The following is a 22,650-nucleotide window of genomic DNA, read 5'->3' as shown; positions in this document are numbered from 1 at the left end:
GAACCCTGTACCGCCCACCACCTGGCTCCCGGCATTGCCGGTGCAGCGGTGGAGTCCAGAACGCCGGCCTTGGGCCGGCGTTTTCGTTTCTGCCGGTTGGCTAGAACCGGATCATGCTGCACATGCGCACCGGTCTTGAGCTGCGCACGATGCCCTTTTCCGCGCGGCACTGCGCCACCTGATCGTCCGCCCTTGCCCGGCAGTCCGGGCACAGGGCTGCCAGTTCCTTGTCCGTGCGCGGGGCGCCCGCGCAGACGCGCTGCACATGGCTGGCGCGCCGCTCGGCGGCTTCTGCCGGCGGCAGAGTCTGGCCCTGGGCGTTGACCATCGCGTAGTCGGCGAAGGGGGCCGGCAGCGCACATTCCGCGCGCGTGGTGGCGACGAACGCCCGCTCGCGCTCGCTGCGCAGCTGGGCTCCCTGGCGATCGCACTCTGCCACCAGCGCGCGCGATGCTGCCGGCGACACCTGTGGATTGACGAACGTGGGGCGCGAACGGATCTCGCTTCCGAACGGGCAGCAGCCTGCAAACAGCACGCAGGCCAGCATCGGGCCAGTGCGGATGATGGAAACAGGGGGCATGGCGCATCCTTTCGACAGGTGCCCATGCTGGCATCAAGAATCCAGCAGCGGATGAACGGTCTCCATCACCGCGATGCCGGAAGCGGGCGCCCGCTGTTCACGCGCAGGCGATGCTGCAGTTGCCAACTGCCGTCCGTCTGCCGCCATAAGCCCAGCGTGCGTGTGCGCTGGGAGATGTCGCGCTCCCAGCACAGTACGCTGTCCTGTCCCAGTCGAATCTGCACGTGCGCCACTGGCAGTCTTTCGTCGCCACCGAGCACGGCGGCGTACAGCAGAAGCAGGGCAAGCATCGGCATGGCACGGTGCTCCGGAGAAGGGAGTCCAGCGTTGCACCGTTGCCTGCGGCGTGAAACCGATCTGCGACGAAGGCCGGAAAAGCGCGTGCCAACGGGAGCCAGCAAGGATGAATCCAGGGCGGGCCGGGGCTGGCCGTGGCGCGCGGCCATGAAAAAGGCCGGACGACCGATGAAGGCTGTCCGGCCCGTTTGCTCCGAAGTGACCCCGTTGGCCGGGAAGCCTGGGCTCAGGTCACGACGTGGCTGTAACCCTCAGGCGGGCTCAGAGCGGATCGCAGCAGAGGCGAGGCCCGGACCAGTGGCCTGAACCGCCGTACGGGCAGCCCGGGGTGTACTCACAGCCCGGGGCGAACCCGGCCTTGGCGGGAGTGGCGAAGGCCTGCGCGGCACCGAACGACATGGCGGCGACCACGACGATGCCGGCGATGGACGAGAACAGTTTCTTCTTTCCGATCATGTGTATCTCCTTGGAATGGCGATGGAACATGAAGTCACCGCTTGCGGGGCGGTGTCGAAGCGGAATCAGTTGGCGACGCAGCAGATGCGCGTGCCGCCGGCGCGGCCATTGCCGCCGAACATGCACCCGGGGGTGTCCACGCAACCCGGCGCAAAGCCGGTCTTCACCGGTTTGGCGAAGGCCTGGGCGGCACCGAATGACATTGCAGCAACGATGACGATACCGGCGACGGACGAGAACAGCGTTTTCTTCCCGATCATGTGTATCTCCTTCAGTTGGTGTGGCTTCCCGGATTCAGTGCGTTGGCGACGGCCTGTACCGTCGCTGTGTCGAGCTGGCCGACATGCTTGTAGGCGACGCTGCCATCTGCGGCGAGCACCATCAGCATCGGCGTCAGCGTGGCGCGATAGCGTTTGGAGACTACGCCCTGATCGTCGACGGCGATCGGGAACGCCAGCGCGTGTTTGCCGGCGTACGTGGCAAGCTGGTCATATGGTGGCAGGCCGACGCCCACCAGTTCGGCGCTGCCGCGCGCCGCTGCGATCTGCTGCAGCTGCGGCACCGAGGCCAGGCAGTAGCGGCAGGCCGTAGAGAAGAAGTAGAGGATCTGCGGAGCGGCGCGTGTGCCGCCGATGTCGACATGAGCCTGCTGCGTCGTCCGCAGCGTCAACAGTTCCGGTCGAGTGCCGGTTGCGAGCCCGTGCGCATCCAGTTGGGTCTGCTGCAGCTGGGCCGCCATCTGCTCGTTGATCTGTCGCAACTGACGGTTCTGCCAGGAGAGCATGATGACCAGTGCAGCCAACAGCAGAGCGACTACAGGAAACAGTGCACGCTTGAGCATCGATCATCCTTGAACGCCGCGTTGCATCGACCATACCTGAAACGGCAACGGGAATGTCAAGCTTTTGCATCTTCGGTGACGCAGTTCCCAATCTACGGTACGCCACCCTGAGTGACCACGCGGTGCTCAGGCAGCGGCGAAGGCCTGGCGCAGGCTGCGCAGCGACGCCTGGCGGTGTGCGCTGGCACACGGTTCGTCCATCTCCAGTTCCTGCAGGCGCAGCCCCACCAGCGTCATCGACAGCACGTAGCCGCGCGCAGCATCGGCGGCGCGCGAGGCACCCAGCGCATGGCGGGTGAGCGCGTCCACATGGGCCAGGTCCGGCAGCAACCCCAGGTACACGCGCTCGGCGCTGTCCAGATCAGGGGCGTGCAGGATCGCGTGTGCGTCGTGGAGCGGGCTGGCGGCGGCCATGTGAGGTCCTTCTGGGCGGGAAAAGCGCGACGCTAGAAGGCGCGCATCAGTGAAAGGAAGGCGGAGGTCTGGCTGCCGTCGCGGGTCATCGGGCTGTCCTTCACCGCGTTGCCGAACCATTGGTTGGCCACTACGCCGGTGGCGCGCCACTTGCTGCCCAGCGGCGTGCTGACCGCGATCTGCAGGCTCGGCGAGGTGGCGCTGCCAGGCGTGTAAGCGGCCAACCCGGAACGCAGGGCTTCCTCATTGCTGATGCCGTAGTAGTAGTCGAGCAGGCGGGCGCTGGAATGCACCACGCCCACGCGCGGCACCCAGGTAAAGCGGCCGGCCTGGATCGGGTAGCTGTAGTGCAGGCTCGATTCCATGCCACCACCGTGACCACTGACCTCGCGCTGCACGCTGGCCGCGACGATGCCCCAGTCCGCTTTGTATTCGGCGTTGACCCCGGCCATGGCCGACATCTGCCGGCTGTGCAGGCGGCGCAGCTGCGGATCGTTCACATCGTCGGTCTTGAACCGCAGTGTGTAGGGCGTTGCCACGGCCGATACCCGCAGGCCGTCAGCCTTGTACAGATGCATGCCCAGCGAGCCGGGGCTGGCGAAGAAGCGCTTGCCCTGCCATGCCAGGGCCGGCACCACCAGCGGCTTGTCATCGTAATGTGCATACGCACCGGTGGTCGCACCGACGGTGATGCCGGCCTGCACGCCCGGTGCGGCCTCCTGGTCCTGGGCAGTTGCCAGCAGCGGCGTGGAGAGAGCGACGGTGCACAGCAGGGGACGCAGCAGGGCAGGGGAACGCAGGGACATCGAGGGACGACTGGGCAGTGAACAAGCCCTCATGCTGCGCCCCGAACATTGTCGGAACATTGCGCGGCCGGCGCACGCGACGGGCACGTCGCGTTGCCGCCACAAGCACTATCATCGGCGGCGATTTCCGCCACCGAGCCTCCGATGCGCATCCTCCTGGTCGAAGACGACCCCGATCTGTCCCGTGCTCTGCAGAGCGGCCTGGAGCGGCAAGGGGTGGTGGCCGATGTGGTCGGCAGCCTGGCCGAGGCCGCCTTGGCCCTGCGCGAGCCGGTGCATCAGCTGTTGCTGCTCGACCGCCAGCTGCCCGACGGCGACGGTGTGGCCTTCGTCGCCACGGCACGCGCACTGCGACCGAACCTGCCAGTGATCATGCTGACCGCCAAGGGGGCCCTGTCGGACAAGGTGGAAGGACTGGATGTGGGCGCCGACGATTACCTGGTCAAGCCGGTCGCCATCGAAGAACTGATGGCACGCATCCGCGCGGTGTCGCGGCGACCGACGGCCATGGTGACGCCGCGCCTGGTACTGGGCCGGCTGGCGTTCGATTTCGAATCCCTGCAGGCCGAAGTGGATGGCCAGCTGCTGGCGCTGCCGCGACGCCAGGTGCTGGTGCTGCAGGCACTGGCGATGCGCCAGGGACGTACGGTCACCCGCAGTGCGCTGGAGGCGGCGGTGTACGGATTCGATGACGAGATCCAGTCGAACGCACTGGACGCGCATATCTCCAAGCTGCGCAAGGCGCTGCAGCAGGCCGGGGCGGGCGTGGAGATCCACGTCATCCGTGGCGTCGGCTACCTGCTGGCGGAGGTCTGAGATGGCGCGCCCGATCCGTTCGATCACCCTCGGCCTGGCCTGGCGTCTGTTCCTGGCCCAGGCGTTCACCGTGCTGTTCGCGGTGGCCGCGCTGATCATTACCTGGGGGGACAAGGACACCTGGGGCATGGACATGTTCATGGCCGAAGACGTGGCCGATGCGCTGCGCAGTGTGGATGGCCACCTGCAGCTGGACCAGGCCCGCTGGCAGAAGCTGGACGCGCGCGCTGGCGGCAATCTGTGGTTCGCCGCCGTGGACGACCAGGGCGCGTGGCTGGAGCGCGGCAAGGTGCCTGCGGTGCATGCACCGTTGCTGGCGCGCCTGCCGACGCTGGGCGCGACCGAGCTGGGGTCGCTGGTGCCGCCCTATCTGGATGTGGCGCGGGTGATGATCCGTTACGACGAGGGCCGGCGCATCACGGTGATGGCTGGCGGCGCGCCCAAGGGCGGGCTGGTTGATGGTGCGCTGATGGTGCTGCGCCTGATCGGCCTGTGGTTCTTCCTGCCGCTGATCGTGGTCACGCTGCTGGTGATGCCGACCGTCATCCACCGTGCCATGCGCGGCGTGCGCCGCTCGGCACAGCAGGCCAAGGAACTGGATGTTGGCCAACCTGGTGCACGCCTGGATGCGCAGTTGGTGTCCACCGAAGTCGCGCCGCTGGTGGAGGCCTTCAATGATGCGATCGACAAGGTGCAGCAAGGCTATGCGGCACGTGACAAGTTCCTGGCTGATGCCGCGCACGAGCTGCGGGTGCCGATTGCAGTGGTGCAGGCGCGCCTGTCGCAGCTGCCACAGGGGCAGCTGAAGTCGCAGTTGCTGACCGACGTGGCACGCCTGGGCAACGTGGCCGAACACCTGCTCGACCTGCAGCGCCTGGACCGCAATACCACTGCACTGCAGCGGCTGGATCTGGCGCATCTGGTGCGTGAGGCGGCGGCCGAGCTGGCGCCACTGGTGGTCGGCGCCGGTTATGGCTTCGAAGTGGATGCGCCCGACACGCCCGTGTGGGTGCAGGGCGACGGTCTTGCACTGGGCCGAGTGATAGCCAATCTGGTGCACAACGCCATCGTGCACGGCGGCGGTCGCGGCACCATCTGTGTCCGGGTGGACCCGCTGGGCCTGCTGGAGGTCAGCGATCAGGGCGCCGGTGTACCGGTGGGCGATCGCGAAGCGATCTTCGAGCCATTCCATCGCTTGCGCGCGGCCGGCAATGGCAGTGGCCTGGGGCTGCACCTGGTGAAGGAAATCGTGCAGCACCACGGTGGCAGCGTCAGCGTGGGTGAGGCGCCCGGTGGTGGCGCGCGTTTCCGCGTCAACTTCCATCGCGGCGGACCACGCCGAAGTGAACGCTGACAACCCATTACGGCGTCGTCTGATGGCAGGTTCGCGTCGCAGGTCTGCATGCTGGGGACATGGTTGCGACTGCGCCCTTGTCTCCCTGTCTGGGCCCGGCCTGTGCGGCAGCGCTGGTGCTGGGGGCGCTGGCCTGCATGGCCGCGCCGGCCTTGCCGCCCTTGTGGCTGGGCACGGTGCTGGTGGCGCTGGCGTTGCCGGGGTGGTTGCTGCGCTGGCGCGGCCGGATCATGGCGGCCGCTGTATTCGGGTTGGCGTGGGCGGCCTGCCACGGCCACTGGGCGCTGCAGCAGCAATGGCCTGCGGCCCCGGACGCGCAGCACGTGCAGGTGCGTGGCCGGGTAGTCGATCTGCCGAGCCATGCGCCCGACCACACACGCTTCGTGCTGCAGGTGGAGCAGGCTGACGGGCTACCATCACTGCACGGGCGCCGCCTGCAGGTGCGCTGGCATGATCTGCACGGTGCACGTGCTGGTAATGCCAGTCGGGTCGAGGATCAGCGTCGCCGAGTGCGCGCGGGGGCGCACTGGCAGCTGCCGTTGCGGCTTCGCGCGCCTCGCTCGCGCATCAATCCTGGCGGTTTCGACGGCGAGCGCCACGCCCTGCTGCTGGGTCTGGCAGGCAACGCCAGCGTGCGGGCGCAGGCCCCTGCACGGCAGTTGCGCCCGGCGCAGGGTCTGCTGGCCTGGCGCGAAGCCAGCAGCGATGCCATCGTCACCCAGGTCGGGCATCCCTCGGCGCGCTTCGTGCAGGCGTTGGCGCTGGGGGACACGCGTGGGCTGAGCGACGTCGACTGGGAACAGCTGCGTGCGCTGGGGCTGACTCACCTGATCGCAATTTCCGGTTTCCATGTGGGGCTGGTCGCCGGGTGCGGGGCACTGCTGTGTGCTCTGCTGTGGCGCCTGTGGCCGCCGCTGGCGATCGTCTGGCCGCGAACGCAGGCCGCCGCCCTTGCGGCGGCGCTGGCGGCGGCGGGCTACACCCTGCTGGCCGGCGCCGAGCTGCCCACCGTGCGTACCGCCCTGATGATCGCGGTGGTGGGGTTGGCGCGGGCCGTTCGGCGGCCGGTCCCGGTTTCCCAGTGCCTGGCACTGGCCGCCTTGCTGATGCTGCTGCCGGCCCCACTGTCGGTGCTGTCGGCTGGCTTCTGGCTCAGCTTTGGCGGCGTGTTGTGGCTGGTCTGGTGTCTGCCGCAGCAGCGTCCGCACGGCCTGTGGCAGCACGTGCGCGGCGCGCTGGCGGCGCAGGGCGTGGCCAGCATTGCGCTGCTGCCGCTGGCGGTCGCGCTGTTCGGGGGCACCGCGCGCTGGGGGCCGCTGCTGAACGTGCCGGTCATTCCCTGGTGGAGCCTGGTGGTGGTGCCAGCGGCCCTGGCCGGTACGGCGCTGCACGCCCTGCATGACGGCGCGGGGCAGTGGCCGTGGCGTGCCGCCGCCTGGCTGTTCGATCTCAGCTGGCAGGCACTGCAGCCCCTGGCGGCACACCCGCAGGCCATGTGGTGGCTGGCCGAGGCGCCGCGCTGGGCGCTGCCGGTCGCCGTGCTGGGGGTGTTCTGGTGGTTGCTGCCACGCGGCAGCGGCGGTCTGCTGGCAGGCGGGCTGTTGTGCCTGCCCCTGCTCTGGCCTGCGGCACCGGCGCCGCGCCACGGTGAGATCGAGTTGCTGGTGCACGATGTAGGGCAGGGCGCCGCGGTGCTGGTGCGAACGGCCACCCATGCGCTTTGGTATGACGCGGGGCCACCGGGCGGCGCCGCGGCATCGGAGCGGGTACTGCTGCCGGCCGCGCGCGCACTGGGGCAGGCGCCGCCGCAGCACCTGCTGCTCAGCCACGATCACCTGGACCATGCCGGCGGGCTGCCGGCGCTGCGTCGGCAGTTGCCGAGGTTGCAGGTGCTGGCGCCGCCCGGGCAGGCGCCGCCCGGTGCCTCGGCCCTCTGCCGGCAAGGCCTGCGCTGGCAGTGGGACGGCGTCGATTTCCAGGTGCTGCACCCCGCGCCGAACGCGACCGCAGCCGGCAATGAAGCCAGTTGCGTGCTGCGCATCGCCGGTGCCCACGGTGCCGTGCTGCTGCCCGGGGACATTGGACGCGCGGCCGAGCAGGAGCTGCTGCGGGATGGCGCCGGCAAGCTGCGGGCTGAGGTGGTGCTGGTGCCCCATCACGGCAGTGGCGGCAGCTCCAGCCCGGCCTGGGTGTCAGCGGTGCAGCCCCGGTTGGCGGTGGTGTCGGCCGGCCACCAGAACCGCTTCGGCCATCCGAAACGTGACGTGGTACAGCGCTGGCGCGCGGTCGGCGCCGAAGTACTGCTCACCGCCGAAGCCGGTGCGATCCGCGTATGGCTTGGCGCACAAGGGCTGCGGGTGCGCGAGCAGCGGGTCCATGCGGCCCGGTGGTGGGATGCCGCTGGGCAGGCGCGGTCGGCTGCTATCCTATCGTCGATCGAACAAGCGGCCGTTGGGCCGGAGGGTTGAAACGTGTGGGAACTGGTCAAGGCCGGTGGCTGGCCGATGGTGCCGCTGCTGCTGTTGGGCGTACTGGCTTTGGCGATCGTCCTGGAGCGTTTCTGGTCCCTGCGGCGTAACGAGGTGCTGCCGCCGGGCCTGGGCCAGGAGGTCCGCAACTGGGCTGCCCGCGGCAAGCTGGATCCGGCCCACCTGCAGACCCTGCGCGCCAACTCGCCGCTGGGTGCGCTGCTGGCCGCTGCGCTGGAAGCGCGCAACCGCCCGCGCGACCAGATCCGCGAGCGCATCGAAGATACCGGCCGCCACCTGGTGCATCGCATGGAGCGCTTCCTCAACGCGCTGGGCACCATTGCCTCGGCGGGCCCGCTGCTGGGCCTGCTGGGTACCGTCATCGGCATGATCCAGATGTTCCTGGGCATCCTCGACCATGGCGTGGGCGATGTGAACCAGCTGGCCGGCGGCATCGGCAAGGCGCTGGTGTGCACCGCCACCGGCATGATCGTGGCGATTCCGGCGCTGATGTTCCATCGCTACTTCAAGGGCCGCATCCACGGCTACGTGGTGGACATGGAGCAGGAGGCCAGCGCGCTGCTGGATACGCTGGATGGTCGCCCGGGGGTGATGAACCCGGCCCCGGTCGCGCGCGCCACAGCGCCCGCCACGGCCAAGGCCTGATCGATGCGCATCGGCAACGACCGATCCCAGGATGAGCCGCACATCGACCTGGTGCCGCTGATCGACGTCATCCTGGTGCTGATCATCTTCTTCGTGGTCACCACCACCTTCGATGCGCGCTCCACGCTGCAGGTGCAGCTGCCGACCGCCAGCGACCAGCAGAATCCGGAGCCACCGCGTTCGCTCAGCGTGCTGATCAACGCCGAAGGCCGTTACTTCATCAACGACCAGGAAGTGCTGCGCAGCGACGTTGAATCGGTCAAGCAGACCCTTGCCGCCGTCGCCGGCAGCGACCGCAGCCAGACCGTGCTGCTGCGCGCCGATGCCCGCACTCCCTACCAGGCCGTGGTCACCGCGCAGGATGCGCTGGGTCAGCTCGGTTTCCGTCGTATTGCCATTGCCACTGCGCCAGAGGTGCGTCCATGAGTTCCAATCACGCGCCGGTGTGGCCGATCTACAAACGCCTGCTGGGCTATACCCGTGCCTACTGGGTGTTCATGGTGGCGGCGGTCATCGCCATGGTGGTCGAGGCCCTGGCCGGCTACCACTTCACCAAGCTGATGGAACCGCTGGTCAACCGCGGCTTCGTCAATCCCGAACCGCGCATGGCGGTCATCCTGCCGCTGACCATTCTTGGTCTGTTCCTGATGCGCAGCCTGGCCACCTGGGTCAGCGACTACACGCTGGCCAAGACCGGCCGCAGCGTGGTGCGCGACCTGCGTGAGCAGGTGCTGCACAAGTACCTGCACCTGCCGTCGTCGCACTTCGACAACGAAGCCACGCCGGTGATGGTCAGCCGCCTGAACTTCGACACCGAGCAGGTCACCCAGGCCAGCGCCGATGCGCTGAAGACCGTGGTTGCCGACACCCTGACCATCATCGCCATGCTGGTGGTGATGCTGCAGATGAGCGTGAAGGTGACCCTGGCCATGCTGCTGGTGGTGCCCCTGATCGGCGCCATCGTGTCCTATGTCGGCAAGCGCTACCGGCGCATCAGCCGCGGCATCCAGGACGGCATGGGCACCATGGCCCAGACCGCCGAACAATCGCTGGCCGCGCAGCAGGAAGTGAAGGTGCACGGCACCCAGCAGCACGAGATGACCCGCTACTCGCGCCTGGCCAACCGCATGCTCGCGCTGAACATGAAGGTGGAAGTCACCCGCGCGGCCGCCTCCAGCGTGGTGCAGTTCCTGGCCGCGCTGGCGCTGGCGGTGATCGTCTGGGTGTCCACCCGCGAAGCGTTGGCCGGCAAGCTCAACGCGGGCCAGTTCATGGGCCTGATGACCTCGATGATGGCCATCATTCCCTCGCTGCGCCGCTTGACCAGCGTGCAGACATCGATCTCGCGCGGCGTGGCCGCCGCCGAACGCCTGTTCGGCATCATCGACATGCCGGTCGAGCGTGATACCGGCACCACCCGCGTGCAGCGCGTGCGCGGCGAACTGTCGTTCGACCACGTCATGCTGCGCTACCGCGAGGACAGCGGCATCGCCCTGGACGACATCACCTTCGTGGCCAAGCCCGGTACCGTCACCGCCATCGTCGGTCGTTCCGGCAGCGGCAAGACCAGCCTGATCCGGCTGGTGCCACGCTTCTACGAGCCCAGCGGCGGCGTCATCGCGCTGGACGGCGTACCGCTGGACGAGTACCCGCTGGCCGATCTGCGCCGCCAGGTCGCCATGGTGGGGCAGAAGGTCATGCTGTTCGATGACACCATCGCGGCCAACATCGCCTATGGCATGGACGCGACGGATGAACAGATCCGCGCTGCGGCCGAAGCGGCCAACGCCTGGGAATTCATCGCGCGCATGCCGCAGCAGCTGCAGACGCCGGTGGGCGAAAACGGCGCGCTCTTGTCAGGCGGCCAGCGCCAGCGCCTGGCCATCGCCCGCGCGATCCTGCGTGATGCCCCCATCCTGATCCTGGACGAGGCCACTGCGGCGCTGGACAACGAATCCGAGCGCTTGGTGCAGGATGCGCTGCAGCGGTTGATGCCTGAGCGCACCACGCTGGTGATCGCGCACCGCCTGTCCACCATCGAACACGCCGACCAGGTGCTGGTGATGGACCACGGCCGTATCGTTGAACGTGGAACCCACCAGGAACTGCTGGCCATGGGCGGGTTGTACCAGCACCTGCACAGCATGCAGTTCCGCGACAGGCAGGACTGATGGCTGCGAAGGGCACCCAGACCCCCGCGTACTGGTATGACGGCAGCCCGGTCCCCTGGGTGATGCGCCTGCTGGCACCGGTGTACGCCGGTATTGCCGGCCTGCGCCGGCAGGTCTACCGCCGTGGTTGGCGCAAGCGCCATGCCTTGCCGGTCCCGGTCATCGTGGTCGGCAACATCACCGCAGGTGGCACCGGCAAGACGCCGCTGACCATCGAACTGGTGAACCGCCTGCGCGAGGCCGGCTGGAAGCCCGGCGTGGCCAGCCGCGGCTACGGCCGCGATGACGCTGGCACCGCACGCTGGGTGGAAGCGGACACGCCGACCGCGCTGGGCGGTGATGAGCCGGTGCTGATTGCCTGGAAGACCGGGGTTCCGGTGCGCGTGGACAGCGATCGGGTGGCGGCTGGCAAGGCGCTGGTCGATGCCGGCTGCAACGTGATCGTCTGTGACGATGGCCTGCAGCACTACCGGCTGGCGCGCGACATCGAGATCGAAGTGGTGGATGCGCAGCGCCGCTACGGCAACGGCCGGATGATTCCCGCCGGGCCGCTGCGCGAGCCGATCAGGCGCGCCGAGCAGTGTGATTTCCGCGTGGTCAACCTGGGCCAGTCCGACCCGGCGACCGCCGCGCAGGCCTGTGGTTTCGGGCAGTGGCCGATGGCTCTGCAGATTGACAGGGCACAACCGCTGCCAGGCGGTCGCAGCCGACCGCTGTCCTCGTTCGCCGGGCAGCGGGTGCACGCGGTGGCCGGTATCGCTCACCCGCAGCGCTTCTTCGACATGCTGCGCGCGCGTGGCATCGGGGTGGTGCCGCATGCGTTCGCCGACCATCAGGTGTACCAGCCGCAGGATCTGTCCTTTGGCAGCCAGCTGCCGGTGCTGATGACCGAAAAGGACGCGGTGAAGTGCCGCGCCTTCGGCAATGACTGGCACTTTGCGGTGCCGCTGCGCGCCGATCTGCCTGCCGCGTTCTGGGTAGCCCTGACCGACCGCCTGGACAAGCTGCGCCCGAACTGAGCGGCCGGAGGGCGCTTGCATCTGCCTGCCGCCGGCCGCATTCCTTCCGTACCGCGCCCGTCGAGTACCGCCCGCATGAATGATTTCGTCGTTGCCATTCCCGCCCGCTACGCCGCCTCGCGGTTGCCCGGCAAGCCGCTGCGCTTGCTGGGTGGTGAACCGCTGGTGCTGCACGTGGCGCATCGCGCGCTGCAGGCCGGCGCCCGCGAAGTCTGGGTCGCCACCGATGACGCGCGCATTGCCGATGCGCTCGATGGCCTGGCGGAGGTGAAGGTGGCGATGACCGCCGTCAGCCACGCCTCGGGCACCGACCGTCTGGCCGAGTGCGCGCGCATTGCCGGTTGGTCCGATGAAACCGTGGTGGTCAACCTGCAGGGCGATGAGCCATTCGCCCCGGCGTCCGGCATCCAGGCCGTCGCCCGCGCGCTGGTGGAAGGCACCGCGCCGATGTCGACCCTGGCCACGGCCGTGGAAGACGCGCACACCCTGTTCGATCCGAACGTGGTCAAGCTGGTGCGTAACGTGCGCAATGAGGCGCTTTATTTCAGCCGCGCACCGATCGCCTGGCACCGCGACGGCTTCGCGCGCAGCCGTGACGTGCTGCCGGAAGGCCATCGCTGGCTGCGCCATATCGGCATCTACGGCTACCGCGCCGGCTTCCTGCAGCAGTTCGCGGCGATGCCGCCGGGCCAGCTGGAACAGGTGGAAGCGCTGGAGCAGCTGCGGGTGCTCGAGGCGGGCCATGCGATCAGCGTGGCGATCTCACCCGACGCCTTCCCGCCGGGCATCGACACGCCCGAAGACCTGGAGCGCGCCGAAGCGCGCCTGCAGGCCATGGGTGGCCGATGAAGCTGTTGCTGGTCTGCCTGGGCAACATCTGCCGCTCACCGATGGCCGAAGGCGCGCTGCGTGCGCGCCTGCAGGCCTCGCCTCTGGCCGGGCGCGTGCAGGTGGACTCGGCGGGCACCGGCGACTGGCATGTGGGCGAGCCGCCAGACCGGCGCGCCATCGCCTGTGCCGCCGGGCACGGCGTGGACATCAGCGGCCTGCGCGCGCGCCAGGTGCAGGCTGCGGACTTCGATCGCTTCGACTGGGTGCTGTGCGCGGACGAGGCCAATCTGCGCGACGTCCGTCGCCTGGCCGGTGCCAGCGCTGACAATCGGCTCGCGCTGTACCTGCCGTGGGCCGGGCTGCGCGGGTCTGCCATTGCCGACCCCTACACCGGCGGCCAGGATCATTTCGAGCAGGTCTGGACCCTGGTGGATGACGCCGCGAAATCTGTGGTGGCACGACTGTTGCATGACGCTGACTCCGGCATAATCGAGCCATGAACGTCCAGCCCGTCCCGGACCTGCCGGAATTCGCCACGTGGCTCAACGCCGCGCCCTGCACCCTGACCGAACTGCGTGGGCGGCCGGTTGCACTGCTGTTCGTCAATGCCGCATCGGCGTGGAGTGCGCAGCGTGTTGCCGAGTTCGGCCAGTGGCTCTCGCGCAACCCCGGCAAGCTGCAGCCGCTGGTGCTGCAGGTGCCGCGTTTCGATTTCGAGCGTGAAGCGCCTGCCGCACTGAAGCTGCTGCGCCGCCAGGGGCTGGTGATGCCGGCCCTGCTGGACGCCGACTGGGACGGTTGGCGGCGCTTTGGCGTGACGGCCTGGCCGACCCTGGTGCTGCTGGACGCGCAGGGGCGCGAACAGCAACGGCTGGTGGGCCTGGGCGCGCCGGGCGACCTGGAACGGGCGCTCAATGCCCTGTGCGAAGGCGCCCCTGCGGCGCCCCCGCGTGGCGGCAGTGAGCTGCAGCCCGAGCCACGCCATCCGCTGCGCTTTCCGCTGGGCCTGGCCGTCAGCCAGGAACGGCTGTACATCGCCGACAGTGGCCACCATCGCATCCTGGAATGCAGCCACGGCGGGCGTGTGCTGCGCCAGTTCGGGCTGGGGACCGCCGATTTCATGGACGGCAACCTGGCCGAAGCCGCCTTCCACCGTCCGCAGGGGCTGGCACTGGAGCGCGAGTCGCTGTACGTGGCCGACACCGGCAACCACGCCGTGCGCCGCATCAACCTGATGACCGGCCAGGTCGATACGGTGTGCGGCAATGGCCGCCCCGGTGCCCCGAGCGAGGGGCCGGTGGCGCAGGCGCGCCAGGTCTCCCTGGACCATCCCGTCGGTCTGGCCATTGCCGACAACCAGCTGCATATCGCCATGGCTGGCGACAACCGTCTGTGGAGCTTCCATTTGGGCCTGCGCAGCCTGCAGTGGCGCGCCGGCAGCGGGGCCCTCGACGAGCGCGATGGCAGCGGTCATCTGGCCGCCTTTGCCCAGCCCACTGCCGTGGCGGTGGTCCAGCAGGTGCTGTATGTGGCCGATGCACTGGGCTCATCGATCCGCGCGCTGCAGTTGCGCGGCGACCTGGTACAGACCCTGATCGGGCAGGGCGCCTGGCGCTTCGGCGACGACGACGGCCCGCGCGCGCAGGCCAGCCTGCAGTTCCCGCAGGCGATCGCGCTCAGCCCCGATGCGCCGCTGCTGTGGATCGCCGACACCGGCAACGGTCGGCTGCGCACCCTGCGCCTGGGCGGCGGCGAACTGGTGACCCAACCGTTGCCGCGGCGCCTGCAGGGCCCGGCCGGGCTGGCAGTGGGCGCCGGTGCGGTGTGGATCGCCGAAACCGACGGCCATGCCGTACTGCGCTTCGACCCCGACAGCGGCGTGCTGAGCGAAGTGCCGATCAGCGAATGAGTGCTGCCTCTGCCCCGGCCTTCGACGGCAAGGCCTTCGCGGGCCAGTTGAGTACTGCGCCCGGCGTCTATCGCATGTATGCCGCCGACGACACGCTGCTGTACGTCGGCAAGGCGCGCGCGCTGCGCAACCGCGTGGGCAGCTACTTCAACGGCAGCCCGAAGAACGCGCGCATCATGTCGATGCTGTCGCAGATCGCGCGCATGGACGTGACGGTCACGCGCTCGGAAGCCGAAGCGCTGCTGCTGGAAAATCAGCTGATCAAATCGCTGTCGCCGCGCTACAACGTCTCTCTGCGCGACGACAAAACCTATCCGCACGTGCTGCTGACCCGCGAGGACTGGCCGCGCATCGCGCTGCACCGTGGCCCTCGCGCCATTCCCGGTCGCTACTTCGGTCCGTACCCGGGCGTCACCGCCGTGCGCGAAACGCTGAACCTGATGCACAAGCTGTTCAAGCTGCGCAGCTGCGAAGACAGCGTGTTCCGCAACCGTTCGCGGCCCTGCCTGCAGTACCAGATCGGGCGTTGCAGCGCGCCGTGCGTGGACCTGGTGCCGGCCAACGAATATGCCGAATCGGTGCGGCGCGCCGCGCTGTTCCTGGAAGGCAAGAGCGATGAGTTGACCCGCGAGCTGGGCGAACAGATGCAGCGGGCCAGCGAGGCGCTGGAGTTCGAGCAGGCCGCGCGCCTGCGTGATCTCATCGCCTCGCTGCGCAGCATGCAGACCCGCCAGTACGTGGATGGGCGCGCTGCCGATCTGGACGTGCTGGCCGTGGCCATGCAGGGCTCGCAGGCCTGCGTGCTGCTGCTGGCGTTCCGTGACGGCCGCAACCTGGGCACGCGCCCGTTCTTCCCGCGCACCAATGGCGAAGAGAGCCCGGAAGAAGTGCTGGCGGCGTTCGTGTCGCAGTACTACATCGAGTTCGAACCGCCGCGCGAGATTCTGCTCGACCGCGAGATTCCCGATGCCGATCTGCTGGTAGCGGCCTTGTCCGCCTCGGCCGAGCGCAAGGTGCAGTTGAAATGGAGCGTGCGCGGCGAGCGTGCCGGTTATGTGGAACTGGCCAGCCGCAATGCGCAGCTGACCCTGGCCACCGAGCTCAACAGCCGCAATGCGCAGCATGTCCGCAGCGATGCCCTGCGCGAGATGCTGGGCCTGGCTGAGCCGGTGAAGCGGGTGGAATGCTTCGATATCAGCCACACCATGGGCGAAGCCACTGTGGCTTCGTGCGTGGTGTTCGATGCCGCCGGCCCGGTGCGTGCGCAGTACCGCCGCTACAACATCAGCGGCATCGAGCCGGGCGATGATTACGCCGCCATGCGCCAGGCCATCGACCGCCGTTTCCGCCGCGCGGTGGAAGAGCAGGGGGTGTTGCCGGATGTGCTGCTGATCGACGGCGGTGCCGGCCAGCTGGCGCAGGCACAGGCCGCGCTGGCCGACCTGGGCGTGGAAGGCGTGCTGCTGGTGGGCGTGGCCAAGGGCGTGGAGCGCCGCGCCGGCCACGAAGCACTGGTGATGCCTGACGGCCGCGAACTGCGCCCCGGTGCCGCCAATCCCGCCCTGCAGTTCATCCAGCAGGTGCGCGACGAGGCCCACCGTTTTGCCATCACCGGTCACCGCGGGCGGCGGCAGAAGGCACGCATGACCAGCAAGCTGGAAGACATCCCCGGCATCGGCCCGCGCCGCCGTGCCAGCCTGCTGAAGCATTTTGGCGGACTGGTCGGGCTGAAAGCCGCCGGTGAGGCGGAAATTGCCAAGGTTGAGGGCATCAATGACGCCCTCGCAGCGCGCATCTACGCTAACCTGCATGGGTTGGCCACGCCTGACCCGGCCGAATAGAGAGAGAAGCAAGCCGCATGAAGTTGACCCTGCCCACCTGGCTGACGTTGTTGCGGATCGTGATGATCCCGGTGCTGGTGCTGGTGTTCTACCTGCCCTACACCTGGACCAATTTCGCGTCGGCGGCGATCTTCGGGCTGGCCGCGATCACCGACTGGCTGGACGGCTGGATCGCCCGCCGCTACCAGTTGGAATCGGCATTCGGCGCCTTCCTCGATCCGGTGGCAGACAAGCTGATGGTGGCCGTGGCGTTGTTCCTGATCGTGCAGGGCCACCCCACGCCGTGGATGGCGTTCTGGGCAGCGGTGATCGTCGGCCGCGAAATCGCCGTGTCGGCCCTGCGCGAGTGGATGGCCGAACTGGGGCAGCGCGCCAAAGTGCGGGTGGCCATGATCGGCAAGGTCAAGACCACCGCGCAGATGGTCGCACTGCTGTGCCTGCTGTACTCGGTGGCACCGAACGTGCCGGTGGACGACATCTGGATGGGGCCGCCGGTTTTCCACATCGGTGAATGGACCCTGGCCATTGCTGCCGTGCTGACCCTGTGGTCGGGCCTGCAGTACCTGCACGCCGCATGGCCCAGCCTGCGCGAAGACGAACGCGCCGCACGCGAGCGTTCCCGGCAGAAGAAGCTGGGCAACTGAGCCCCAGGGTCGGATCCCTTTCCGCAGGAAAGGGCTCTGACCCCAGTTGCAGCCATCCACGCATGGCGTGGATCTACTGACTCCACGGTCGCCGCCATCCACGCATGGCCGATGCATCTCGGCACCGGGTGGATCCACCGGCACATCGTGCGCCGTAGTAGATCCACGCCATGCGTGGATACACCCTGCCGAAGTGCCGAAAAATCCGTCTGAAAAAATCGCTTGACGCCATTCCCAGAACAGGTAGAATTTCGCCTCCCAAGCGGGAATAGCTCAGTTGGTAGAGCGCAACCTTGCCAAGGTTGAGGTCGCGAGTTCGAGTCTCGTTTCCCGCTCCAGATTCAAGAAAAACGCTCCCGGAAGGGAGCGTTTTTCGTTTGCGGTGGTGCTGCGTGCGCCAGTGCAGCGCGCGCAGAAAAACGCTTGACGTCCTGCGCAGAAACAGTATTATTTCGCCTCCCAAGCGGGAATAGCTCAGTTGGTAGAGCGCAACCTTGCCAAGGTTGAGGTCGCGAGTTCGAGTCTCGTTTCCCGCTCCAGATTCAAGAAGAACGCTCCCGCACGGGGGCGTTTTTCGTTTGTGCCCGGCGTCTGCCAACGACCCTGCACAGCGTGACCCCGCAGATGCCCAGCAGCGCCAGCAGCAGCGCCAGGTCCAGCACCAGCAACCACAGCAGGTGTGCGCCTTGTACTGGTGGTTGATGCATGGCGCCGGCCGCCCACAACAGCGACCACGCCAGCACCGGCAGCAGTGCGATCAGCAACCGCCACCACAGGCCACGAAACACCCAGGGGCGGGCGATCACGACAAGCAGCGCCAATACCCCCGCGCCGGACAATGCGAACCACGCCACCGCGGTGGTCGGATAGGGCAGGGTCGCACCGTCTTCCAGATGGCGCAGTTGCCAGTAATCGGGCGTGTAGCCGGCCGAGATCAGCATGGCCAGCAGGACCAGCCAGAGCAGGCTGGCCAGCAGTGTGGTGAACAGGACGGGACGTGTGAACATGCGTGCGTGAAGACTGTTGACGGCGTGAAGGAATTTGGACACAATAGCGCTCCTTCGACGCAGGTCGAACGGAATCTGCGGGAATAGCTCAGTTGGTAGAGCGCAACCTTGCCAAGGTTGAGGTCGCGAGTTCGAGTCTCGTTTCCCGCTCCAGATTCGATGAGGCCCCCACAAGGGGCCTTGTTTTTCTCCCGTCCTGGCAGGGCGGGGCACGTTGGGCCGCAGGGCTTTTCGCGCAGTCAGAAAAGTGAAAACAAGCGTCAAATCGCTGGTGTGGTTCCCGGTCTTCCGGTATCATCACGGCTTACGCGGGAATAGCTCAGTTGGTAGAGCGCAACCTTGCCAAGGTTGAGGTCGCGAGTTCGAGTCTCGTTTCCCGCTCCATGTTCCGACAGAGCCCCATCACGGGGTTTTGTCATATCAGGGCCACCCCCTGGTAGCGGTACGTTGGCCTCATGGCAGAGTGGCTATGCACCGGATTGCAAATCCGTTTACAGCGGTTCGATTCCGCTTGAGGCCTCCAGATCAAAAGCCCTGACTCCCGTCAGGGCTTTTTTTTTGCCTTCTGCGCGTCCACCGGTTACAGCAGTGTGCGGCTCTGCCCGGTACCGCGCGTACCCGCGGCGTACACTCAAGCAATGAACCCGATCGACAACTTCCGCGGCGCGCTGCTGGGCCTGGCCTGCGGTGATGCCGTGGGCACCACGGTGGAATTCAAGCCGCGCGGCAGCTTCACCCCGCTCACCGACATGGTCGGTGGCGGCCCGTTCAACCTGCAGCGCGGGCAATGGACCGACGACACCTCGATGGCCATGTGCCTGGCCGAAAGCCTGTTGCGCTGTGATGAGTTCGACGCGCGCGACCAGATGAACCGCTATGCGAACTGGTATCGCCACGGCTACTGGAGCGCCACCGGCGAATGCTTCGATATCGGCATGGCCACGCGTTCGGCGCTCGATCAGTTCCTGCTGAGTGGGCAGCCGCTGGCCGGCAGCGATGATCCGCGCAGCGCAGGCAACGGTTCGATCATGCGCCTGGCGCCGGTGGTGCTGCGCTATGCGGGCCTGCCAGAGCTGCATGAAAGGGCCGAACAGAGCTCGCGCACCACCCACGCCGCGCGCGAATGCCTGGATGCCTGCCGCCTGCTGGCCACCGCGCTGCAGCGCGCACTGGCGGGCGCCAGCAAGGCGCAGGTGCTCGACCTGCGCGATGTGGCCGTAGACAGTGAGCGCTTGCGCGATATTGCCGCCGGTGGCTACCGCCAGCGCAGTCGTGAGCAGATCCGTGGCAGCGGTTACGTGGTGGATAGCCTGGAAGCCGCACTGTGGTGCTTCCAGCGCCACGAGGCGTTCGACGCCGTCGTGCTGGATGCGGCCAATCTGGGTGATGACGCTGACACCACGGCCGCCGTGGCCGGGCAACTGGCCGGTGCCTTCCATGGCATGGCGGGCATTCCACCGCAATGGCTGCAGTGGCTGGCGCTGCGTGCGCAGATCCAGACGCTGGCCGATGGCTTGTTCCAGCGCAACGTCGTGGCACATGCCGCAACGGCGTGATCGGGGGAGTCGTTCACATTTGCGGAGCACCCGCTGCCGGCGTAGCGTAAGGGCACTGGACCCTACGGTCCCTGGACAGGAGGTCTGCGGTGAACACGAGGTTGAAGTTCGTCCTGGGCGTCGCATTGCTGGCAGCCGCGCCGTGGGCGTCGGCGCAGGTGTACAAGTGCAAGGGCGCGTCCGGCGAAACCGTCTATTCCCAGGACCCGTGCGGCAAGGGCGCCGAGCCGGTGAAGCTGCGTTCGATCCGCGCGTCCACCGAAACCGCTGGGGAGGCGGCCAATCGCTCGGCGGTCTATCGCACCACCGAACTCAGCGATGCCGGCATTGCCGAACGCAACTGCCTGCAGAGCGAGCAGTCACGCATCTATGGGCCGCTGGACGCGCGCGCGCAGGCGGCCAACCGCCAGGTCGCTGATCTGAACCGGCAGTTGGCCGGCGCCAGCGGCAGCCTGGCCGGTGCCACCGCTGATGCCGGTATCCGCGCGCAGATTTCCAGCCTGCAGCAGTCGCTCAGCGCCGAGCGCAGCGCCGCCGACAGCCAGATGTCGTCCGCACGCGACCGTTGTTCGGCCGCGCGGCGCGATCGCGAAAAGCAAGTCCACGACAAGTACGACGCGTCGGCCGCAGCGGCGAACTGAGCCATCGCGGCGTTATGCCCGTCTCAAACCGCCACGACATGGCAAGGCGCTATGGTCGGGGTCCAGGTTTTCGGGAGCGGCGATGGCAGGCAAGCACACGAACAGGGAAGGGCGCGGCACGAGGGACGGCGCATGAAGCAGCCGATTGCCGATGTGCGCTGGCTCACTTTCAGGCTGAAGAACGGGCAATCGATCGGGCCCGAGCAGTTGAAGGACGGCTGGATCACCGCCGCTGGAACCCGCCACTGCGGGGTTCGCCGCGAACGCCACGAGGACCATGGCACCGTCTACGCGCTGTATGCGCCTGCCGATCTGGCATCACCGCGCACCGCTGAGCTGCGCATGCGCGATTTCCTGATGCGTTCGGGCTACATCTTCACCATGGGCACGCTGGGCGGTTGATCGCCCGCGCCATCACGGGCGTACGGTCAATACCTGGCCGATGCTGCCGATCGGGCCGCTGGCATCGTGCAGTACGGTGCTGGTCAGGCCCAGGCCCTGGGCGCCGAACGACACCGAGGTGTCAAAGCCCAGCCACTCGCCCTGCGGCATGGCGAACAGGTGCGCGGTCAGGTCCAGGTTGGGGAACGCGATCTGCCTCGGGTCGGCACGCACGGCCATGCCGTTGGACAGATCGAACAGGGTCGCCGCGCGCGCCAGTGCGCTGACCGGCTCGTCGGCCAGCAAGGGCTGCAACGCCCGCGCCCAGTACTGCGCGCGGCCCGGTCCGTGATCCAGGCGGCGCACCTGCACGTTCTGGATGAACCCACCGGGCCACACGCTGGCGGGATCCCAGACAGGCATGGCCTCTGCGGCAGGCAGCGGCGCAATGGGGGTTCCGGCGATGGCCCCGGTCTGGTTTGGCCGCAGCAACCAGGCGCGTGCACGCAGTGCGGGACGGCCGTTGTGCAGCAGCGTGCCCTCCACCAGTTCGATGGTGCGGCCGCCGCGCAGGACGTCGACCGTTGCGTCCATTGCCTCGATCGGAATGGTGCCCAGGATGTCGTAGGACAGGCGTCCGATCAGGAAGCCGTGCCCGCGAGCAGCCGCATCGCGCTCAAGATGGTGGGCCAGCAGTCCGATGGCCGGCGCGATGTGCTGTTCGTTGATGTTCCAGGCGCCGCTGGTATGGGCAGTCGGCAGATAGCGGGTATCGCTCAGTCGTTCGAAAAAGGCCATCGCAGCAGCAGAAAGTGAAATCCTCTTTATCGTAGCGCTGCACGCGCGCGCTGCGGAGGTGCAGGCGTCGCGCTCCCACGCACCGACTGCAGGGCCTGCAGCACCTGCGCACCGGTGAAGCCGCAATGGCCTTCCCCCACGGTGGGCAGCAACTGCAGCTGTGCAGCGGCCCCCGCGCGTGCCGCCAACTGTGGATACACCGCCTGCATGCGCGGCACGATGGTGGGATCGTCGTTGTTGAACTGCAGTGCCACTGGCCGTTGCGGCGCACCGGTCAGGGCCAGCGGTCCGCGCACATAGCGCTGAGCGGCAGGCGCCGCATGCACGCGCGCTACCCCGGTATTGAACGCGGCATCATCACCGAAGCCGCTGTAGCGCATGCCGATGTTGCCCACCGGCATGCCGCCGGCACGTTCGATCAATTCGTGCAGCACCAGCGCATGCAGGCTGATCGTGCCCGCCAGCGCGTCGGGCTGCACCTGCAGGCGTGTGGCCAACAACGCGGCGGCGTCCGCATCGCCCTGCAACGCGGTAGCGATGCCCTGGTACAACGCCGCCTGCGGCAGGGCGGCGGTTTCGGCGGCGAGCAGTCCGCCGTGCGGCAGGCTGTCGCCCTTGCCGAAGAAGTAGTCGAATGCGACCAGAGTGGTCAGCAAGTCAGTGGCCAACCGTTCGCCGGGCAGGTTGGCACCACACAGCGCAACGCCGCCGTGGTAGCCGTGCGGGGAGCGTTCCAGAGTCGCCAGCGTCACCGCACCGCCCATGGAAAAGCCCAGCAGCCACGTACGGTGCAGGCCCGGCAGCTGCGTCAGTACGTGCTGGCGCAGGCGTTCGGTGTCAGTGATCGCATCGGCGACGGCCCAACCCTGCGTGGAATACGCACTCTGGGCCACGGCAAAGCCCGCAGCGGTCAGGGCGGCGGTGGCGTCATTGGCCGCCATCGGCTCCTGCCGCGGCGCTCCCTTGGGCTCGTAGCCGTGGGCGAGCATCACCAGTTCGCCATTCCATGTGGCGGGAATGTCCAGTCGCCACGGCGCCCCCTGCAGCACGCCGTGCAGACTGCGTGCAGCGGAAGCAGTTGCGCCGTCGGCGCACGCCACGCGTTGCATCGGGAAGTCGATGGCCTGGCGTGGATCATTACGGGCGATGTCGAT

The 22,650-nt window shown here is 67.9% G+C and carries 25 protein-coding genes and 6 tRNA genes (1 of these 31 only partly in view); 21 read left to right on the top strand and 10 right to left on the bottom strand.

The window, feature by feature from the left end:
• A tRNA-Val gene (locus RTY46_RS05885) sits at positions 1-20 on the top strand (it extends 155 nt beyond the left edge of the window).
• 80 nt (positions 21-100) lie between these two features.
• On the opposite strand, the gene RTY46_RS05880 is transcribed toward RTY46_RS05885, so the two are convergent.
• The 7 genes from RTY46_RS05880 to RTY46_RS05850 form a co-directional block, all read right to left on the bottom strand.
• Positions 101-580: a hypothetical protein gene (locus RTY46_RS05880; protein WP_312707158.1), complete on the bottom strand. Its 480-nt coding sequence runs from the start codon at positions 578-580 to the stop codon at positions 101-103.
• 65 nt (positions 581-645) lie between these two features.
• Positions 646-876, bottom strand: coding sequence for a hypothetical protein (locus RTY46_RS05875; protein WP_312707156.1), 231 nt, complete (start codon positions 874-876; stop codon positions 646-648).
• Between the two features lie 262 nt (positions 877-1,138).
• Complete coding sequence (locus RTY46_RS05870; RefSeq protein WP_312707155.1) at positions 1,139-1,333, bottom strand: hypothetical protein; 195 nt, start codon at positions 1,331-1,333, stop codon at positions 1,139-1,141.
• A 65-nt stretch (positions 1,334-1,398) separates the two neighbouring features.
• Positions 1,399-1,593, bottom strand: a complete 195-nt coding sequence (locus RTY46_RS05865; protein ID WP_312707154.1) for a hypothetical protein — start codon at positions 1,591-1,593, stop codon at positions 1,399-1,401.
• Positions 1,594-1,604: 11 nt separating this feature from the next.
• Positions 1,605-2,174, bottom strand: coding sequence for a TlpA disulfide reductase family protein (locus tag RTY46_RS05860; protein WP_312707153.1), 570 nt, complete (start codon positions 2,172-2,174; stop codon positions 1,605-1,607).
• Between the two features lie 126 nt (positions 2,175-2,300).
• Positions 2,301-2,588, bottom strand: a complete 288-nt coding sequence (locus RTY46_RS05855) for a hypothetical protein (protein WP_312707152.1) — start codon at positions 2,586-2,588, stop codon at positions 2,301-2,303.
• 32 nt (positions 2,589-2,620) lie between these two features.
• Positions 2,621-3,394, bottom strand: coding sequence for a MipA/OmpV family protein (locus RTY46_RS05850; RefSeq protein WP_312707151.1), 774 nt, complete (start codon positions 3,392-3,394; stop codon positions 2,621-2,623).
• 144 nt (positions 3,395-3,538) lie between these two features.
• On the opposite strand from RTY46_RS05850, the gene RTY46_RS05845 reads away from it, so the two are divergent.
• The 14 genes from RTY46_RS05845 (at position 3,539) to RTY46_RS05780 (ending at position 17,652) form a co-directional block, all read left to right on the top strand.
• Positions 3,539-4,210 (top strand): response regulator transcription factor, encoded by a 672-nt coding sequence (locus tag RTY46_RS05845; protein ID WP_108752698.1) that lies wholly within the window; start codon positions 3,539-3,541, stop codon positions 4,208-4,210.
• Between the two features lies 1 nt (position 4,211).
• Positions 4,212-5,564 (top strand): HAMP domain-containing sensor histidine kinase, encoded by a 1,353-nt coding sequence (locus RTY46_RS05840; protein WP_312707150.1) that lies wholly within the window; start codon positions 4,212-4,214, stop codon positions 5,562-5,564.
• 59 nt (positions 5,565-5,623) lie between these two features.
• Positions 5,624-8,032: a DNA internalization-related competence protein ComEC/Rec2 gene (locus RTY46_RS05835; RefSeq protein ID WP_312707149.1), complete on the top strand. Its 2,409-nt coding sequence runs from the start codon at positions 5,624-5,626 to the stop codon at positions 8,030-8,032.
• Positions 8,033-8,035: 3 nt separating this feature from the next.
• On the top strand, positions 8,036-8,698 hold the full coding sequence (locus RTY46_RS05830) for a MotA/TolQ/ExbB proton channel family protein (RefSeq protein WP_312707148.1): 663 nt from the start codon (positions 8,036-8,038) through the stop codon (positions 8,696-8,698).
• 3 nt (positions 8,699-8,701) lie between these two features.
• Entirely contained in the window at positions 8,702-9,124 is a 423-nt protein-coding gene (locus RTY46_RS05825; RefSeq protein WP_312707147.1) for a biopolymer transporter ExbD, read from the top strand.
• Positions 9,121-10,869, top strand: coding sequence for a lipid A export permease/ATP-binding protein MsbA (gene msbA, locus RTY46_RS05820; protein ID WP_312707146.1), 1,749 nt, complete (start codon positions 9,121-9,123; stop codon positions 10,867-10,869). The genes RTY46_RS05825 and msbA overlap by 4 nt, the downstream gene beginning before the upstream one ends.
• Entirely contained in the window at positions 10,869-11,888 is a 1,020-nt protein-coding gene (gene lpxK / locus RTY46_RS05815; RefSeq protein WP_312707145.1) for a tetraacyldisaccharide 4'-kinase, read from the top strand. The genes msbA and lpxK overlap by 1 nt, the downstream gene beginning before the upstream one ends.
• Before the next feature lie 75 nt (positions 11,889-11,963).
• Complete coding sequence (gene kdsB / locus RTY46_RS05810) at positions 11,964-12,737, top strand: 3-deoxy-manno-octulosonate cytidylyltransferase (protein ID WP_312707144.1); 774 nt, start codon at positions 11,964-11,966, stop codon at positions 12,735-12,737.
• A complete protein-coding gene (locus tag RTY46_RS05805; RefSeq protein ID WP_312707143.1) occupies positions 12,734-13,219 on the top strand; it encodes a low molecular weight protein-tyrosine-phosphatase in 486 nt (161 codons plus the stop codon). The genes kdsB and RTY46_RS05805 overlap by 4 nt, the downstream gene beginning before the upstream one ends.
• A complete protein-coding gene (locus RTY46_RS05800) occupies positions 13,216-14,628 on the top strand; it encodes a hypothetical protein (protein WP_312707142.1) in 1,413 nt (470 codons plus the stop codon). The genes RTY46_RS05805 and RTY46_RS05800 overlap by 4 nt, the downstream gene beginning before the upstream one ends.
• On the top strand, positions 14,625-16,469 hold the full coding sequence (gene uvrC, locus RTY46_RS05795; RefSeq protein ID WP_312707139.1) for an excinuclease ABC subunit UvrC: 1,845 nt from the start codon (positions 14,625-14,627) through the stop codon (positions 16,467-16,469). The genes RTY46_RS05800 and uvrC overlap by 4 nt, the downstream gene beginning before the upstream one ends.
• Before the next feature lie 17 nt (positions 16,470-16,486).
• Positions 16,487-17,113, top strand: coding sequence for a CDP-diacylglycerol--glycerol-3-phosphate 3-phosphatidyltransferase (gene pgsA, locus RTY46_RS05790; protein WP_312707137.1), 627 nt, complete (start codon positions 16,487-16,489; stop codon positions 17,111-17,113).
• A gap of 262 nt (positions 17,114-17,375) precedes the next feature.
• Positions 17,376-17,451, top strand: a tRNA-Gly gene (locus RTY46_RS05785).
• Between the two features lie 125 nt (positions 17,452-17,576).
• Positions 17,577-17,652 (top strand) — tRNA-Gly (locus RTY46_RS05780).
• 3 nt (positions 17,653-17,655) lie between these two features.
• On the opposite strand, the gene RTY46_RS05775 is transcribed toward RTY46_RS05780, so the two are convergent.
• A complete protein-coding gene (locus RTY46_RS05775) occupies positions 17,656-18,162 on the bottom strand; it encodes a hypothetical protein (RefSeq protein WP_312707135.1) in 507 nt (168 codons plus the stop codon).
• A gap of 35 nt (positions 18,163-18,197) precedes the next feature.
• Here RTY46_RS05775 and RTY46_RS05770 point away from each other — a divergent pair.
• The 6 genes from RTY46_RS05770 to RTY46_RS05745 all read left to right on the top strand — a co-directional run bounded on the left by RTY46_RS05770 (position 18,198) and on the right by RTY46_RS05745 (position 20,719).
• A tRNA-Gly gene (locus RTY46_RS05770) sits at positions 18,198-18,273 on the top strand.
• Between the two features lie 155 nt (positions 18,274-18,428).
• Positions 18,429-18,504, top strand: a tRNA-Gly gene (locus RTY46_RS05765).
• 65 nt (positions 18,505-18,569) lie between these two features.
• Positions 18,570-18,643: transfer RNA gene (locus tag RTY46_RS05760), tRNA-Cys, on the top strand.
• 115 nt (positions 18,644-18,758) lie between these two features.
• Positions 18,759-19,676 carry an ADP-ribosylglycohydrolase family protein gene (locus RTY46_RS05755; RefSeq protein WP_312707133.1) on the top strand — a complete coding sequence of 306 codons (918 nt, stop codon included), beginning with the start codon at positions 18,759-18,761 and terminating at the stop codon, positions 19,674-19,676.
• Positions 19,677-19,765: 89 nt separating this feature from the next.
• Positions 19,766-20,317, top strand: a complete 552-nt coding sequence (locus tag RTY46_RS05750; RefSeq protein ID WP_312707131.1) for a DUF4124 domain-containing protein — start codon at positions 19,766-19,768, stop codon at positions 20,315-20,317.
• A 132-nt stretch (positions 20,318-20,449) separates the two neighbouring features.
• A complete protein-coding gene (locus RTY46_RS05745) occupies positions 20,450-20,719 on the top strand; it encodes a hypothetical protein (RefSeq protein ID WP_312707129.1) in 270 nt (89 codons plus the stop codon).
• A gap of 12 nt (positions 20,720-20,731) precedes the next feature.
• Here RTY46_RS05745 and RTY46_RS05740 read toward each other — a convergent pair whose 3' ends face one another.
• Together RTY46_RS05740 and RTY46_RS05735 are read right to left on the bottom strand one after the other, a co-directional pair.
• Positions 20,732-21,496 carry a thioesterase family protein gene (locus tag RTY46_RS05740; protein WP_312707128.1) on the bottom strand — a complete coding sequence of 255 codons (765 nt, stop codon included), beginning with the start codon at positions 21,494-21,496 and terminating at the stop codon, positions 20,732-20,734.
• A gap of 26 nt (positions 21,497-21,522) precedes the next feature.
• Complete coding sequence (locus RTY46_RS05735) at positions 21,523-22,605, bottom strand: hypothetical protein (RefSeq protein ID WP_312707239.1); 1,083 nt, start codon at positions 22,603-22,605, stop codon at positions 21,523-21,525.
• Positions 22,606-22,650: the final 45 nt, after the last annotated feature.

This window comes from Stenotrophomonas sp., assembly GCF_032056425.1.
GTDB lineage: Bacteria > Pseudomonadota > Gammaproteobacteria > Xanthomonadales > Xanthomonadaceae > Stenotrophomonas.
The sequence above is the reverse complement of the archived record's forward strand: the minus strand, read 5'-3'. Positions and strand labels throughout refer to the sequence as shown.